The sequence below is a fragment of the Streptomyces sp. NPDC050534 genome, assembly GCF_044457745.1.
Lineage (GTDB): Bacteria > Actinomycetota > Actinomycetes > Streptomycetales > Streptomycetaceae > Streptomyces.
This window is the reverse complement of the sequence record NZ_JBITHF010000006.1, coordinates 104,852-120,391: the sequence shown is the minus strand read 5'-3', so window position 1 is coordinate 120,391 and position 15,540 is coordinate 104,852. Positions and strand designations below refer to the sequence as shown.

The following is a 15,540-nucleotide window of genomic DNA, read 5'->3' as shown; positions in this document are numbered from 1 at the left end:
GATCGACGTTTTCCACAGCGGCCGCGACCCCGCGGAGCGCGACGTACGCTGGAGGGACCCCCGGCCCGCAGCGCGCGTCGGGCGATTCGCGTTGCCCACCCCCGGACGAAAGCCGCCCCGAATGAGCCTGCACGGTCTGCTCGACGCCGTCGTCAAGGACACCGCCCTCGCGGAAGCCGTCAAGGCCGCAGCGGGAGCGGGCCGCATGCACGTCGACCTGGTCGGCCCCCCGGCGGCCCGCCCCTTCGCGGTGGCCGCGCTGGCCCGCGAGACCGGCCGCACGGTGCTGGCGGTGACGGCGACCGGCCGCGAGGCCGAGGACCTGGCGGCCGCCCTCAGGTCCCTGCTGCCGCCGGACGGCGTCGTGGAGTACCCCTCCTGGGAGACGCTCCCGCACGAGCGGCTGAGCCCGCGCAGCGACACCGTGGGCCGCCGGCTGGCCGTGCTGCGCCGCCTCGCCCACCCGAGCCCCGACGACCCCGAGACCGGCCCGGTCTCCGTCGTCGTCTCGCCCGTGCGCTCCGTGCTCCAGCCGCAGGTCAAGGGCCTCGGCGACCTGGAGCCGGTCGCCCTCAGGACCGGCCGGACCGCCGACCTGAACGACGTCGTGGAAGCCCTGGCCGCCGCCGCGTACGCGCGCGTGGAGCTCGTCGAGAAGCGCGGCGAGTTCGCCGTACGAGGCGGCATCCTCGATGTCTTCCCGCCCACCGAGGAACACCCCCTGCGGGTCGAGTTCTGGGGCGACGACATCGAGGAGATCCGCTACTTCAAGGTCGCCGACCAGCGCTCCCTGGAGGTCGCCGAGCACGGCCTGTGGGCGCCGCCCTGCCGCGAGCTGCTGCTGACGGACGACGTGCGCGCCCGCGCGCGTGCCCTCGCCGAACAGCACCCCGAACTGGGCGAGCTGCTGGGCAAGATCGCCGAGGGCATCGCGGTGGACGGCATGGAATCGCTGGCCCCCGTCCTCGTCGACGACATGGAGCTGCTGCTCGACGTGCTGCCCAAGGGCGCCATGACCCTGGTCTGCGACCCGGAGCGGGTACGCACGCGTGCCGCCGACCTCGTGGCCACCAGCCAGGAGTTCCTGCAGGCGTCCTGGGCCGCCACCGCGGGCGGTGGCGAGGCCCCCATCGACGTCGGCGCGGCCTCCCTGTGGTCCATCGCGGACGTCCGGGACCGGGCGCGCGAGCTGGACATGATGTGGTGGTCGGTGTCGCCGTTCGCGGCGGACGAGGAGCTGGCGGGGACGTTTGCCGCCGACGCGGCGGGCGACACTTTCAAGCTCGGCATGCACGCCCCCGACACCTACCGCGGCGACACCGCCAAGGCCCTCGCCGACACCAAGGGCTGGCTCGCCGACGGCTGGCGCACGGTCTTCGTCACCGAGGCCCACGGCCCGGCGGCCCGTACGGTCGAGGTGCTGGGCGGCGAGGGCATCGCGGCCCGCCTGGAGGCCGAGCTCGGGGAGATCGCCCCGTCCGTCGTGCACGTGGCGTGCGGCTCGATCGACTACGGCTTCGTGGACCCGGCCCTGAAGCTCGCGGTCCTGACCGAGACCGACCTGACCGGTCAGAAGGCCGCCGGCAAGGACGGCGCCCGGATGCCGGCCCGCCGCCGCAAGACCATCGACCCGCTCACCCTGGAGGCGGGCGACTACATCGTCCACGAGCAGCACGGCGTGGGCCGCTACATCGAGATGGTGCAGCGCACGGTCCAGGGCGCCACGCGCGAGTACCTGGTCGTCGAGTACGCCCCCGCCAAGCGCGGCCAGCCCGGCGACCGCCTCTACATCCCCACCGACCAGCTGGAGCAGATCACCAAGTACGTCGGCGGTGAGGCCCCGACCCTGCACCGCCTGGGCGGCGCCGACTGGACCAAGACCAAGGCGCGTGCCAAGAAGGCCGTCAAGGAGATCGCGGCCGACCTGATCAAGCTCTACAGCGCGCGCATGGCGGCCCCCGGGCACGCGTTCGGCACGGACACGCCGTGGCAGCGCGAGCTGGAGGACGCCTTCCCGTACGCGGAGACGCCCGACCAGCTCACCACCATCGCCGAGGTCAAGGACGACATGGAGAAGACGGTCCCGATGGACCGCCTGATCTGTGGCGACGTCGGGTACGGCAAGACGGAGATCGCGGTCCGCGCCGCCTTCAAGGCCGTCCAGGACGGCAAGCAGGTCGCGGTCCTCGTCCCGACGACCCTCCTGGTGCAGCAGCACTTCGGGACGTTCGGCGAGCGCTACTCCCAGTTCCCGGTCAACGTGCGGGCGCTGAGCCGCTTCCAGACCGACACCGAGGCGAAGGCCGTCCTGGAGGGGCTGCGCGACGGCTCCGTGGACGTCGTCATCGGCACCCACCGCCTGTTCTCCTCGGATACCAAGTTCAAGGACCTGGGCCTGGTCATCGTCGACGAGGAGCAGCGCTTCGGCGTCGAGCACAAGGAGCAGCTGAAGAAGCTGCGCGCGAACGTCGACGTCCTGACGATGTCCGCGACCCCGATCCCGCGCACCCTGGAGATGGCGGTCACCGGCATCCGCGAGATGTCGACCATCACCACCCCGCCCGAGGAGCGCCACCCGGTCCTCACCTTCGTCGGCCCCTACGAGGAGAAGCAGATCGGCGCGGCCATCCGCCGTGAACTCCTGCGCGAGGGCCAGGTCTTCTACATCCACAACCGGGTCGAGTCCATCGACCGCGCGGCCTCCCGCCTGCGCGAGATCGTCCCCGAGGCGCGCATCGCGACGGCGCACGGCCAGATGTCGGAGTCGGCGCTGGAACAGGTCGTCGTCGACTTCTGGGAGAAGAAGTACGACGTCCTCGTCTCGACCACGATCGTCGAGTCCGGTATCGACATCTCCAACGCCAACACCCTGATCGTGGAGCGCGGCGACAACTTCGGCCTCTCCCAGCTGCACCAGCTGCGCGGCCGCGTCGGCCGTGGCCGCGAGCGCGGCTACGCCTACTTCCTCTACCCGCCGGAGAAGCCGCTGACGGAGACGGCCCACGAGCGCCTGGCCACCATCGCCCAGCACACCGAGATGGGCGCGGGCATGTACGTGGCCATGAAGGACCTGGAGATCCGCGGCGCCGGCAACCTCCTCGGCGGCGAGCAGTCCGGTCACATCGCGGGCGTCGGCTTCGACCTGTACGTCCGGATGGTCGGCGAGGCCGTGGCGGACTACCGGGCCGCCCTGGAGGGCGGCGTCGAGGAGGAGCCGCCGCTCGAGGTCAAGATCGAGCTCCCGGTCGACGCACACGTCCCGCACGACTACGCCCCCGGCGAGCGCCTGCGCCTGCAGGCCTACCGCGCCATCGCCTCCGCCAACACGGAGGAGGACGTCAAGTCGGTGCGCGAGGAACTCGTCGACCGCTACGGCAAGTTGCCCGAGCCGGTGGAGAACCTGCTGCTGGTCGCCGGGCTGCGCATGCTGGCCCGCGCGTGCGGCGTCGGCGAGGTGGTCCTGCAGGGCAGCAACATCCGCTTCGCACCGGTGGAGTTGCGGGAGTCCCAGGAGCTGCGCGTCAAGCGGCTCTACCCGGGCGTCGTCATCAAGCCGGCCGTCCGCCAGGTGCTCGTACCGCGCCCGAAGACCGCGAAGGTGGGCGGCAAGCCGCTGGTCGGACGTGAACTGCTGGGCTGGGTCGGCGAGTTCCTGACGTCGATCCTGGGGTCGTAGGAGAACTCCCGCACGAGCCGCCGGAGTTGAGGGAAGCCGTCCGCGTGAGCATGCGCTCTGCGGACGGCTTCCGTTCTCAGGTTCGGGGAAGAGCTTCCGAGCCTCCAGACGTTACGGCTGCTCGGGCCTGTCCCGGTCCATACCCATCTGGCCCTCGATCTTCTGCTGCGCGTCGTCGACCTGGCTCTCGTACTTGTTGCCGGTCCTCTCGTTGGCCTTCTTCTCCGCCATGTCGGACGCCTGCTTGGCCTTGTCCTGCATCTGGCGGTTGCTCTTGAACCTGTCGAAGATGCCCATCCAGAGCTCCTTCCGGAATTGCCCACCCCCGACACTACGACCGAATTGCCCGGGTCGACCACTTGGGTCGGAATTGGTCTGGACCTCGTGAACGACTCCGTACGCCCTGCCGCTACGGTGTGCGCGAACTCGTACGTGGGAAGACGCCCCCTGCAGGGGGGACTTGGGCTGCAAGGGGAGGGGCGCACCGTGAGGCGTCTGAGGGGCGGAGCCGCGGCGGCCGTCGTGCTGGTGTTCGCCGTGGCCGGATGCAAGGCGGAGACGAAGGCGGGCTCCGGCGGGCCGGAGCAGACCGGGGGCGGCGGCGCCGCCCTCACGGCCGCCGAGTCGCTGACCGTGAAGGGCCGGGCGCCGAAGACGGGCTACAGCCGCGAAAGGTTCGGCACCGCCTGGGCGGACACCGACTCCAACAGCTGTGACACCCGGGACGACATCCTCAAACGGGACCTGGACGACGTGAAGTTCACCGGCGGCACCTGCAAGGTGTCGTACGGCGTCCTGACGTCGGACCCGTACTCGCGCAAGGAGGTGACCTACCGGCGCGGCCGCAGCCTCGTCGACATCGACCACCTGGTCGCCCTCTCCGACGCCTGGCAGAAGGGCGCGAAGTACTGGGACGCCGGCAAGCGCATAGCCCTGGCCAACGACCCGCTCAACCTGCTCGCCGTCGACGCGAGCACCAACCGCTCCAAGGGCGACGGCGACACCGCGACATGGGTGCCGCCCAACAAGGCCTTCCGGTGCACGTACGTCGCCGGGCAGGTCGCCGTGAAGAAGAAGTACGGGCTGTGGGTGACCGCCGCGGAGAAGGCCGCGATGGAGAAGGTCCTCAGGACGTGCCCGGGGCAGAAGCTGCCCTCCGGCGGTAACCCGACGAAGGCGCCGAGCCGCTTCCACGCGGGTTGAGCCGCGGCGCCTCAGCCGCTCAGCGCGTCCAGGTCCAGGATCTTCCCGGCGGGCTTCCGCGCCGGAACCGGCTTCTCGAAGTCGCTGAAGGTGAGGGAGCCCGGGTCCTTCGCGGTGCTGTCCAGGCGCAGCAGATACGGCTTGCCCTCGGTGGCGACGTACATCGTGTAGCGGTCCTTGCCGTCCTTCACCTTCAGGACGGCCGCCGTCGCACCGTCGACCTGCGCCGTGCCGGCCCGGGTGGCCGTGGGGTCGTCCGCACCGCCCGAGGAGCCGTCCGAACCGACGTCCTCGGCGCCGCCGAGCACCGTGTTCAGGTCGCAGAAGCTCGCGATGTCCTTGGCGTCCGAGCCCTTGGCGGACATCTTGGTCCACTTCCCGGCCAGCATGGAGACGGCCGCGTCGACGTCCGCCTTGGACTCGCCCTTGCTCTGCTCGCGCAGGAACGCCTCGTCGTACTTCATGTAGACGGTGTCGCCGGTCTTGATCAGGTCGGTCTTGCCCTGGGCGCCCATGCCGAGCGTGCCGGCGCACTCGGTCTTCTTGTTCAGGGCCATGTCGATCCGGATGGTGCCGGCGCTCTGGTCGTCCTGGACGGTGCCCTTCATCCGGAGCGAGGAGGCGCCGGTGGTGGCCTTCATGGCCCGGTCGCCGATCTCGTCCGCGCTCAGGCCCGCGAACGGCTCCTTCGGCTTGCTCGACGCGGCCGTGGCGGACGCCTTGCCGTCGGCCTTGTCCTTGCCGGACTGGCAGCCGACGAGACTCGTGGTGGCCGCGGCGACGGTGATGAGGCAGACGGCGGCAAGTGCGGTGCGACGCATGGGAGTTCCTTGGTGGGGATCGAAGTGGGTGAGGTGGGAGTCAGCCGGTCTTCTGCCAGCCGTGGCAGCCGGTCGTCTTGAAGTAGCCGTCCGAGGCGCTGATCGTGACGACGGCCGTGCCGGTCACGTTGTTGTTCGCGATGATCGAACCGAGCGAGTGCGCGGCGTCCTTGGTCCGCTCCCAGTAGCAGGAGTCGTCCGCGTTGCCGGTCGACCGGTAGGTGCCGGGCGCGATGTCCGAGCCGACTCGGAACATCCCGCCGTCGCCGGCCATCCGGGTCGCGGGCGTGCCCTTGGCCTTGAGACCGACGGCCTCCCAGTCCTTGCAGCCGCTGGACTTGAAGAGCTTGTCGGTGGCCTTGACGGTGACGTAACTGGTGCCGCTGACATTGTCGTTGGCCAGGATGGAGTCCATCTCGCCCTTGGCGTCCTTGGCCCGCTCCCAGTAGCACATGCCGTCGCTGTTGCCGGTGGTGCGGTAGGTGCCGGGCTTGATGTCCGAGCCGACCTGGAAGTCGCCGTCGCCGGCGAACGCGGCCTTCTTCGCGACGGCCCGGGTCCCGCTCTTCGCGGCCTTCTTGCCGGAGCCGGAGCCCGTGCCGGCGGCGGAGCCGGAGCCGGAGCTGTGCCGGGTGGACGCCGAGGAGTCCTTGCCGGAGCCGCCGTCGCCGTGCCCGTTGCCGCCGTTCGTCGACGCGACACCGATGATCACGACCCCCACGACGGCGCCCAGCGCGATCTTGCCCTTCATGCCCATGGCTGTGTCCCCCCTCGGACCGTGGCCGCCGCCCTTCGGCAGCCGCTCGTTCGCTGGGTCAATAACAGCAGAGCGTGTGAACCGAGTCAACACGGTTCACGGATTTGAGTACGTACACGGTCGTGAACGGGTAGATCTTGCGTGCGTCGGTATGCTCGCCTCACACACGGTGGGGACGACGAGGGGAGCCGCCGGTGCAGGACAACGCGACAGAGGTGACCGCCGCGGGAATCGCGCGGCTCGCCGGGGTCGGCCGCGCCGCCGTCAGCAACTGGCGCCGCCGCCACGCCGACTTTCCCAAGCCGGTCGGCGGCACCGAGACCAGCCCGTCCTTCGCGCTCGCCGAGGTGGAGGACTGGCTGCGCAAGCAGGGCAAACTCGCCGAGGTCCCGCTGCGGGAGCGCGTCTGGCAGCAACTCGCCGGGCACCCCGAGGGTCCCGTCACGGCACTGACCCACGCCGGCTGCGTCCTGCTGCTCATCCACGCCCGCCCCACCGTGTGGCTGGAGGTGAGCACGGGCCCGGACGATCGACTGGCCGCGATGCTGCCGGAGGCCCTGGAAGAGGTACTCGCACCACGGTTCGGCCCGACGGCCGGGACGGGAGCGGGGGGTGTGCTTGCAGGGGGAGCGGCTGCCGGCCTGGGGCCGGGGGTTGGGGCGGGGCCTGCGGCCGGCTCGGGACCGGTGTCCGGGCCGGGACCGGTCTCCGGAAAAGGCGCGTCGGCTGGGTCGGGTTCGGCGGCCGGGATGGGAGCGGCGGCGGGGGCGGAGCCTGCTGCCGGAGCGGGAGCGCCTGCCGGGACGGGGCCCGCGGTCGGAGCTGGAGCGCCGACGTGGAGGGGGCCGGTGTCCGGCTCGGGTCCGGTGTCCGGAAGGGCCGCGTCGGCTGGGTCGGGTCCGGCGGCTGTTCAGGGGCCGGTGGCCGACACGGGCGCGGCAGCCGGAATGGGACCAATGGGTGGGCGGGGAGCCGCGGCCGGAACGGAATCAGCGGCCGGGACGGGAGCCCCGGCCGGAACGGGGCCAGTGGCCGCAATGGGACCAATGGGCGGGCCGGGAGCCGCGGCCGGAACGGAATCAGCGGCCGGGACGGGAGCCCCGGCCGGAACGGGGCCAGTGGCCGCAATGGGACCAGTGGCCGGAACGGGAGCCGCAGCCGGAACGGGAGCCGCAGCCGGAACGGGAGCCGCAGCCGGAACGGGAGCGGGAGCCGGAACGGGAGCGGGAGCCGGAACGGGAGCGGGAGCCGTCGTTGTGAGCACCCCGTCCGCCGTTCACGCCCCCGCCACCGCCCAGCTCCTGCTCTCCATCCCCCTCCTGCGCGGTGTCGCCGAGCTCGCCGCCGAGATGGGGGCCCGGCAGACCTTCGAGTTCCTGCTGGGCCGGCATCTCGACGCCAACCCGCGTCAGTACACGCCGACCCCGGCCGACCTGGCGGGCCTGATGGCCGACCTCGCCGGACCCGCCCGTACCCTCCTCGACCCGGCCTGCGGTACCGGCGCCCTGCTGCGAGCCGTCGCCCCCCGCCCCGGCCAGGAGCTGTACGCCCAGGACAGCGCCCCCGAACTGGCCGCGCTCACCGCGCTCCGGCTCGCCCTGCGCACCCCGTCCACCGTGCGCGGCGCCACGGGCGACACGCTCCGCGCCGACGCCTTCCCCGACCTGCGCGCCGACGCCGTCCTGTGCCACCCGCCGTTCAACGAACGCAACTGGGGCCACGACGAACTCGCCTACGACCCCCGCTGGGAGTACGGCTTCCCGGCCCGCAACGAGTCCGAACTGGCCTGGGTGCAGCACGCCCTGGCCCGGCTGAGGGACGGCGGCACCGCCGTGCTCCTCATGCCGCCCGCCGCAGCCTCACGCCGCTCCGGCCGCCGCATCCGCGCCGACCTGCTGCGCCGCGGCGCGCTGCGCGCCGTCGTCGCCCTGCCCGTCGGCGCGGCACCGCCGTACAACATCCCCCTGCACCTGTGGGTGCTGCGGCGGCCCGAACGGGCGCCCGCGCAGCCGGAGTTGCTGCTCGTGGACACGGGGCAGCACGCCACCGAGGGGCGCGGCGGGCCCGACTGGCACGCCGTGCGCGAGAGTGTCCTCGACGCCTGGCGGGCCTACGACCGCGCGGGCACCCTGAAGGAGCGCCCGGGTCTCGCCCGTTCCCTGCCCGTCATCGACCTCCTCGACGACGACGTCGACCTCGCCCCGGCCCGGCACCTGCCGCCCCCTGCGGCCGCCGACGGGGCGGGCGCGCTCACCGCCGTACGCGAACGCCTCGGTGAGACCCTGCGGCTGACCGCCGACCTCACACCGCCGCCCGCCGATCCCGCGTCCTCGCGCTGGCCGCTCACCACGGTCGGCGAACTCGCGCGCGGGGCAGCCCTGGTGATGCGCACCGGTGGAAACGGCGGCCACGCGCGCGTGCCCGTGCTCACCGACCACGACGTCCTCGCCGGCACGGCACCCTCCGGGGCCCTGCCCGAGAGCGACGACGAGGCCGTGCTGACCGAACCGGGCGACGTGGTGGTGCCAGTGCTCGGCGGCGGCTCGGTGGCGCGTGTGATCGACGAGGCGACCGGCGGCGCCGCCCTCGGGCGCAACCTCGTGCTCCTGCGCCCCGATCCCTCGGCGCTCGACCCCTGGTTCCTGGCCGGCTTCCTGCGCGGCACCGCCAACAACCGCCAGGCCAGCAGCTACGCGTCCACGGCCACCCGCCTCGACGTGCGCCGCCTCCAACTGCCCCGGCTCCCCCTGGACGAACAGCGCCGCTACGGCGCCCGCTTCCGCGCCCTCGACGAGTTCGAGCGCGCCCTCAGACACGCGGGCCGGCTGGGGGAGCAGCTCGTACGTGGGATGTACGACGGGCTGACGGACGGGACGGTCGCGCCGGACTGAGCCGGACAACGGTTCGGTACAACCCGTGACCGGTTGTCCTTGTCGGCCTATACGCTCGGACACAGCATTTGTGTTCGTCCCATCAGGTCCCCAGGAGCAGCCATGCAGGGCCACGGCTATGCCCCGCCTCAGCAGCGTCGACCCTCCACGGCGGTGCTGGTCCTGCTGCGCGTGATCTTCGTGACGGTGGCGATCCTCAGCATCGGGTTCCTGTCATGGGTGGCGACGCTGCGGGCCGCGATCGTGACCCGCAGGCGCGCCGACTGGTGGATCTTCGGCGGCTCGCTGGCGGTCCTCGGCATCAGCTTCGGTCTGCTCGCCACCGACAACACCGATGACTTCAGCACGCCCAAGGGCAACGCGGGCATGATCATCCTGCTGCTCAACGCCGTGGCCTGCGCGGGCTACTTCCTGTACGCGGACATACGCCACTTCCGGCCGTATCCCGCCGGCTACGCGGCACCTCCGGCCCAGGGCCTGGGTTACGGCTACCCGCAGCCCCCGTCGCCGTACGCGGCCACCGTCCCGCAGACGCCGGTGACCCCCGCCCCCGTGCCGCCACCCCCACCGCAGCGCCCCGCCCCGGCCCGTATCGACCAGGTGCGCGCGGAACTCGACGAACTCAGCGATTACTTGCGCAAGCACCCCGGCGACCACGAGGGCGGAAGGTGACCGTGACGACGGGGCGTGTCGTCGCCGGCCGGTACGCGCTGTCCACGCTCATCGGACAGGGCGGCATGGGCCAGGTGTGGACGGCCTACGACCAGCGGCTCGACCGGCGCGTGGCGGTGAAGCTGCTGCGCCCCGACAAGGTGGCGGGCCAGGAGGCGGACGAACTGCGCCGCCGGTTCGTGCGCGAGTGCCGGGTGACCGCACAGGTCGACCACCCCGGCCTGGTCACGGTGCACGACGCGGGCAGCGAGGGCGAGGAGCTGTTCCTCGTCATGCAGTACGTCGACGGCGCCGACCTCTCCGACCACCTCGCCGAGCACGACCCGTACCCCTGGCAGTGGGCCGTGGCGGTCGCCGCGCAACTGTGCGCCGTGCTCAGCGCGGTGCACGCCGTGCCGATCGTCCACCGCGACCTCAAGCCGCGGAACGTCATGGTGAAGCAGGACGGCACGGTCACCGTCCTCGACCTCGGCGTCGCCTCCGTGATGGACACCGACACCACGCGCCTGACCCACACCGGCTCGCCCATCGGCTCGCCCGCCTACATGGCGCCCGAGCAGGCGATGGGCGGCGCGGTCGGCCCGTACACCGACCTGTACGCGCTGGGTGTGCTGCTGCACGAACTCCTCAGCGGCGACGTCCCGTTCGCGGGCTCCACGGCGCTCGGCGTGCTGCACCGGCACCTGTACGAGCCGCCGGTCCCCGTGCGCCGGCTGCGCCCCGAGGTGCCCGAGGCCCTCGAGGCGCTCGTCCTGCGCCTGCTCGCCAAGGACCCGCAGCACCGCCCCGCCTCCGCGCAGGAGGTCTACGAACACCTGGAGCTGCTCCTGCCCGCGCGCGGGACGCCCACCGGTGCGCCTCTCGATCCCACGCGTCCCTTTCTGCGCCCGCACGCCCCCTGGCCGGACCGCGCCCGCACACCCGCGCCCCAGCCGGCCCCGGCCTCGGCGGCGGTGGAGAAGGCGGAGAAGCCGGACGTCGCCCACGCCGTCGACGAGGTCAAGCGCCTGCTCGGCGAGGGCCGCATCACCCAGGCCGTCGACATCCTCGGGGCGATCCTGCCCGCCGCCGCCGAACAGCACGGCGAGCACTCGCCGGTGGTCCGCACGCTGCGCAAGCAGTACGCGGCGACCCTCATGGACGACGGCCAGTACCGGCGCGCGCTGCCCGAACTGCGCCGCCTCGCCGACGAGCGCGCCGCCGAGGCCGGCCAGGCCGACCCCCAGTCGCTCCGCTTCCGCTACGAGGCCGCCCAGTGCCTGGAGTCCCTCGGCGAGCCGGCGGCCGCGCTGGCCGAATACCGGGCGCTGCTGCCGTACTACGAGAACCAGTACGTGGCCGGCGACCCCGAGCTCTCCCACGACGTCCGCCGCCGCATCGGCCACCTCCTGCTCGCCCTGGGCGACCGGGCCGCCGCCCATGACACCCTCGCCCGCCTGCTGATGGACGTGGAGCGACTGCGCGGCCCCGGCCACCCGCTCGCGGTGGAGGTCCGGCGGACACTGCAGTGGCTGGGACAGGTGCGCGGCTAGTTTTTGCCGATCCCTGGGAGACATTTGTGATCTTCAGGGGTTTGTGTTTCCCGAACGCATGATCGGCGCGGGATAGGTTGCGGTGCGTTTTCGCCACGCGAAGTACAACCAGGGGTGGGGTATTCATGGCCGTTCACCGGCAGTCGAAGAAGCGCAGATACATCACGTGGGGCGTCGCCGGTGCCGCCGCCGTCGCCGGAGCCGGCCTCGCCGCGCAGTCCTCCATGGCCGCGACCACCTGGCCCGCGCAGAAGACGTACACCGGCCGCGCCTTCGACACCTGCGCCGCCCCGTCCCTCTCCGCGATGAAGGCCTGGCACACCGGCTTCTACGGCGCCGCCGCCGTCTACGTCGGCGGCAAGAACCGCGGCTGCTCCCAGCCCAACCTCACCGCGTCCTGGGTGAAGTCGGTCAGCACGGTCGGCTGGAAGCTCATCCCGATCTACGTCGGCGCCCAGCCGCCCTGCCAGTCCGGCTCCAGCCCCGAGAAGATCACCGCCACCACGGCCGCCTCCCTCGGCAAGACCGACGCCGACGACGCCGTCTCCAAGTCCTCCGCGCTCGGCCTGAAGGCCGGCAGCCCGATCTACCTGGACATGGAGTCGTACGACATCACGAACACGTCGTGCAACAACGCCGTGCTCACCTACGTGCGCGCCTTCGACAAGGAGCTGCGCGCCAAGGTGTACCGGGCGGGCTACTACGGCTTCACCAGCTCCAGCGCGAAGGCGATCGCCAACGCCACGGACAAGACCGACCTGCCGGGCAACCTCTGGTACGCCCTGTGGGACAAGCAGAACACCACGACCGCGGACTGGCCGTTCGGCTCGACCCAGTACACCGACCACAGCCGCGGTCACCAGTACATCGTCAACAGCAAGGAGACGCGGAACGGTTACACGATCACCGTGGACCGGGACGCCTGGGACGCGCCGGTGGCCATCACGGGCTGACGCGTACGCGCGCGTGCACGCCCCCGCAGGGTGACGGTGCCCGAAGTCGCGGTGAATCGTTGGTCGAATGGGTTGGCCAGAGCTTGGCCGCTGCATACCATCGATCACCGCAAGACTTTGTGCACCGTCGCACAATCTCCTCGGGAGGCTTCCTTGCACCGCCGCCGTCGCTCCGCGCTCGTCCTCACCGCCGCGATCGCCGCCGCGGCTCCCCTGCTCACCGCCTGCGGAAGCGACGCGCATCCCGGCGCGGCCGCCGTGGTCGGCGGGCAGCGGATCACCGTGGCGCAGCTGCAGAACCGAGTGAGCGAGGTGCGCACGGCACAGCGCGCGGCCGTCAAGGACGACGCCCAGTACAAGCAGGCCGTGACGCAGACCAGCACCCTCACCCGCGACACCCTGCACAGCATGGTCCTCGACCGGGTGCTGCACCGGGCCGCCCAGGACGCGGACATCACGGTCACGCCCAAGGAGATCCAGCAGATGCGCACCGGCCTGGAACAGCAGGTCGGCGGTGCCAAGGCGCTCGAGACCGCCTGGCTCCAGCAGTACGGCGTCGCGCCGCAGCGCCTGGAGGACAACCTGCGCCTCCAGCTGGAGGCGCAGAAGCTCGCCCAGAGCCTCGGCACCGACACCAGCAAGCCGCCCTTCTGGAACGCCCTCTCCAAGGCGTCCAAGGAACTCAAGGTCGACCTGAACCCGCGCTACGGCGCCTGGGACGTCCAGCAGAGCAGCCGCGTCGACGCGAAGACGCCGTGGGTGCGCGAGGTCACGACGTCGGGAACGCAGCAGTCGGCGTAGCCGGGTTACGTTCGGTTCGTGAACGCAACCAGCTCCGAAGAGGCTCCCGGCCGCATCGTCCTGCTCACCACCAGCCACCGCGTGGCGCCCGGCCTGCTGTCCTGGCCCGCCTGGCAGGCGCTGCACGCCGCCGACCTCGTGCTGTGCGCGGACGGCGCGCATCCGCAGCTGCCGTATCTGCGCGAGGCCGGGACGGCGGTCGCCGAGGACGCGCCCACCGCCGAGGAACTGGTCGCCGCCTGCAGCGGCGGGCGCACGGTCGTCGTCGTGGCGACGGGCGAGGGCGAGCCGGCGCTCACCGACGGCCTGGCGCGCCTCGCGGGCTCCGGACGTGTGCGGATGCCGGAGCTGGAGCTGCTCCCCGCCTCCTACGACCTGCCGGGCGCCCGCCTCCTCGACCTCGTCCAGGTCATGGACCGGATCCGCGCAGAGTGCCCGTGGTCCTCGCAGCAGACCCACAAGGGCCTGGCGAAGTACGGCATCGAGGAGGCGTACGAACTCGTCGAGGCGATCGAGGACGGCGACCGCGACGAACTGCGCGAGGAACTCGGCGACGTCCTGCTCCAGGTGGTCTTCCACTCCCGTATCGCCGAGGAGGACCCGGACACGCCCTTCTCCATCGACGACGTCGCCGCCGGCATCGTCACCAAGCTCATCCACCGCCACCCCCATGTCTTCGGGGACGAGACCGCCTCGACGCCCGAGGAGGTCAAGGAGCACTGGCTGCGCACCAAGGCGGTGGAGAAGCAGCGCGCCTCGGTCACGGAGGGCGTCCCCCTGGGGCAGCCGGGCCTGGCCCTCGCCGCGAAGCTGGCCTCCCGCACCCGGACGGCGGGCCTCGACGTGCCCCTTCCCCGATCGGAGGGCATCGGCTACGAGTTGCTGGCCATGGCGGTACGCGCAGAGTCCGACGGCGTAGATCCGGAGGCGGCGCTGCGTGCGGCGGCCCGCGCCTACCGCGACGCGATCAGGCGGGCGGAGGACGGCACCCGGTCCTAGGACGGGGTGAACCGCACCGGCAGCTCCCGCAGCCCCCGCATGATGAGTCCGCCGCGCCAGCGCAGGTCGGCCGGGTCGGCGGCGAGTTCGAGGTCGGGGAGGCGGCGCAGGAGGGTCTCCAGCGCGGTCCGGGCCTCCAGACGGGCCAGGGGGGCGCCCAGGCAGTAGTGGATGCCGTGGCCGTAGCCGAGGTGCTGGTTGTCGCGGCGGGCGAGGTCGAGGGTGTCCGGCCCGGTGAAGCGGGCGGGATCGCGGTCCGCCGCGGCGAGGACCACCAGCACGGGGTCGCCGGTGGCGATGGGCTGCCCGCCGATGGTGAGGGGCTCGGTGGCGAAGCGCCAGGTGGCCAGTTCCACGGGGCCGTCGTAGCGCAGCAGTTCCTCCAGACCGGTGTCCAGCAGCTCCGTCTCACCGCGCTGGAGCGAGGCCTGGAGCCGGGCCCGCTGCCCGGGGTTGCGCAGCAGCGCGTACGTGCCGTTGCCGATGAGGTTGATGGTGGTCTCGAAGCCGGCGAAGAGGAGCACGAAGCACATCGCGGCGGCCTCGTTCTCGGTGAGGTGCTCGCCGTGGTCGGAGGCGCGGATGAGGCCCGAGATCAGGTCCTCGCCGAGGTCGCCGCGCTTGCGGTGGATGAGTTCGGCGAGATAGCCGCGGATCTTCTTCACCGAGCGGGCCACCCCGCCGCGCGGCCCCCCGCCGTGCCGGATCATCATCCCCGCCCAGTCCCGGAAGTCGTCCTGGTCCTCGCGCGGGACGCCGAGCAGGTCGCAGATGGCGTAGATGGGGAGGGGGAAGGCGAACTCGTGGATCAGGTCGGCCTCGCCCCGCGCCGCGAAGCGGTCGATGAGACCGTCCGTCAACTCCTGCACCCGGGGCGTGAATTCCGCCACCCGGCGCGGGGTGAACGCCTTGGAGACGAGACGGCGCAGCCGGGTGTGGTCCGGCGGGTCGATGTTGAGCAGATGCGTCATCAGGTTGGCGCTGCGCTCGCCCGGGATGCCGGTCCGGCTCTTGCCCTGCGCGTCCTCGGCATGATGGTCGGGGTTCTTCGACAGCCGCCCGTCCGCGAGCGCCTGACGTGCGTCGGCGTAGCGGGTGACCAGCCAGGCCTCGACCCCGCTGGGCAGTTTCGTCCGGTGGACGGGGGAGTGCTCGCGCAGCCAGGCGTAGGCCGGGTACGGGTCCGAGGCGAATTCCCAGGTGAAGAGTTCGGGGCCGGGGTTCGGAACGTTCAC

General features: G+C 72.0%; 12 protein-coding genes. 8 read left to right on the top strand and 4 right to left on the bottom strand.

From position 1 onward, the window contains the following. The first annotated feature begins 121 nt into the window (after positions 1-121). On the top strand, positions 122-3,676 hold the full coding sequence (gene mfd / locus ACIBN2_RS20615) for a transcription-repair coupling factor (RefSeq protein ID WP_399135950.1): 3,555 nt from the start codon (positions 122-124) through the stop codon (positions 3,674-3,676). A gap of 111 nt (positions 3,677-3,787) precedes the next feature. Here mfd and ACIBN2_RS20610 read toward each other — a convergent pair whose 3' ends face one another. Next, positions 3,788-3,973 (bottom strand): antitoxin, encoded by a 186-nt coding sequence (locus ACIBN2_RS20610; protein WP_399135948.1) that lies wholly within the window; start codon positions 3,971-3,973, stop codon positions 3,788-3,790. 189 nt (positions 3,974-4,162) lie between these two features. Between ACIBN2_RS20610 and ACIBN2_RS20605 the strand changes: the two genes are divergently transcribed. Further along, complete coding sequence (locus ACIBN2_RS20605; RefSeq protein WP_399135946.1) at positions 4,163-4,879, top strand: HNH endonuclease family protein; 717 nt, start codon at positions 4,163-4,165, stop codon at positions 4,877-4,879. 11 nt (positions 4,880-4,890) lie between these two features. Here ACIBN2_RS20605 and ACIBN2_RS20600 read toward each other — a convergent pair whose 3' ends face one another. Both ACIBN2_RS20600 and ACIBN2_RS20595 read right to left on the bottom strand, forming a co-directional pair. Continuing rightward, the gene (locus tag ACIBN2_RS20600) at positions 4,891-5,700 is read right to left on the bottom strand and encodes a hypothetical protein (RefSeq protein ID WP_399135944.1); all 810 of its coding nucleotides are present in this window, start codon (positions 5,698-5,700) and stop codon (positions 4,891-4,893) included. Between the two features lie 40 nt (positions 5,701-5,740). After that, positions 5,741-6,457, bottom strand: a complete 717-nt coding sequence (locus ACIBN2_RS20595; RefSeq protein WP_399135942.1) for a hypothetical protein — start codon at positions 6,455-6,457, stop codon at positions 5,741-5,743. A gap of 947 nt (positions 6,458-7,404) precedes the next feature. On the opposite strand from ACIBN2_RS20595, the gene ACIBN2_RS20590 reads away from it, so the two are divergent. From ACIBN2_RS20590 to ACIBN2_RS20565, 6 genes are all read left to right on the top strand, one after another. Next, positions 7,405-9,348 carry an N-6 DNA methylase gene (locus ACIBN2_RS20590; protein WP_399136681.1) on the top strand — a complete coding sequence of 648 codons (1,944 nt, stop codon included), beginning with the start codon at positions 7,405-7,407 and terminating at the stop codon, positions 9,346-9,348. A gap of 102 nt (positions 9,349-9,450) precedes the next feature. Then, positions 9,451-10,020, top strand: a complete 570-nt coding sequence (locus tag ACIBN2_RS20585; RefSeq protein WP_399135940.1) for a hypothetical protein — start codon at positions 9,451-9,453, stop codon at positions 10,018-10,020. A gap of 38 nt (positions 10,021-10,058) precedes the next feature. Then, on the top strand, positions 10,059-11,552 hold the full coding sequence (locus tag ACIBN2_RS20580; RefSeq protein ID WP_399136679.1) for a protein kinase: 1,494 nt from the start codon (positions 10,059-10,061) through the stop codon (positions 11,550-11,552). A gap of 125 nt (positions 11,553-11,677) precedes the next feature. Then, the gene (locus tag ACIBN2_RS20575) at positions 11,678-12,505 is read left to right on the top strand and encodes a glycoside hydrolase domain-containing protein (RefSeq protein ID WP_399135938.1); all 828 of its coding nucleotides are present in this window, start codon (positions 11,678-11,680) and stop codon (positions 12,503-12,505) included. A 153-nt stretch (positions 12,506-12,658) separates the two neighbouring features. Further along, entirely contained in the window at positions 12,659-13,306 is a 648-nt protein-coding gene (locus ACIBN2_RS20570) for a SurA N-terminal domain-containing protein (RefSeq protein ID WP_399135936.1), read from the top strand. Between the two features lie 18 nt (positions 13,307-13,324). Next, entirely contained in the window at positions 13,325-14,305 is a 981-nt protein-coding gene (locus tag ACIBN2_RS20565) for a nucleoside triphosphate pyrophosphohydrolase (protein WP_399135933.1), read from the top strand. Here the strand turns inward: ACIBN2_RS20565 and ACIBN2_RS20560 are convergent. After that, entirely contained in the window at positions 14,302-15,540 is a 1,239-nt protein-coding gene (locus ACIBN2_RS20560) for a cytochrome P450 (RefSeq protein WP_399135931.1), read from the bottom strand. The genes ACIBN2_RS20565 and ACIBN2_RS20560 overlap by 4 nt on opposite strands.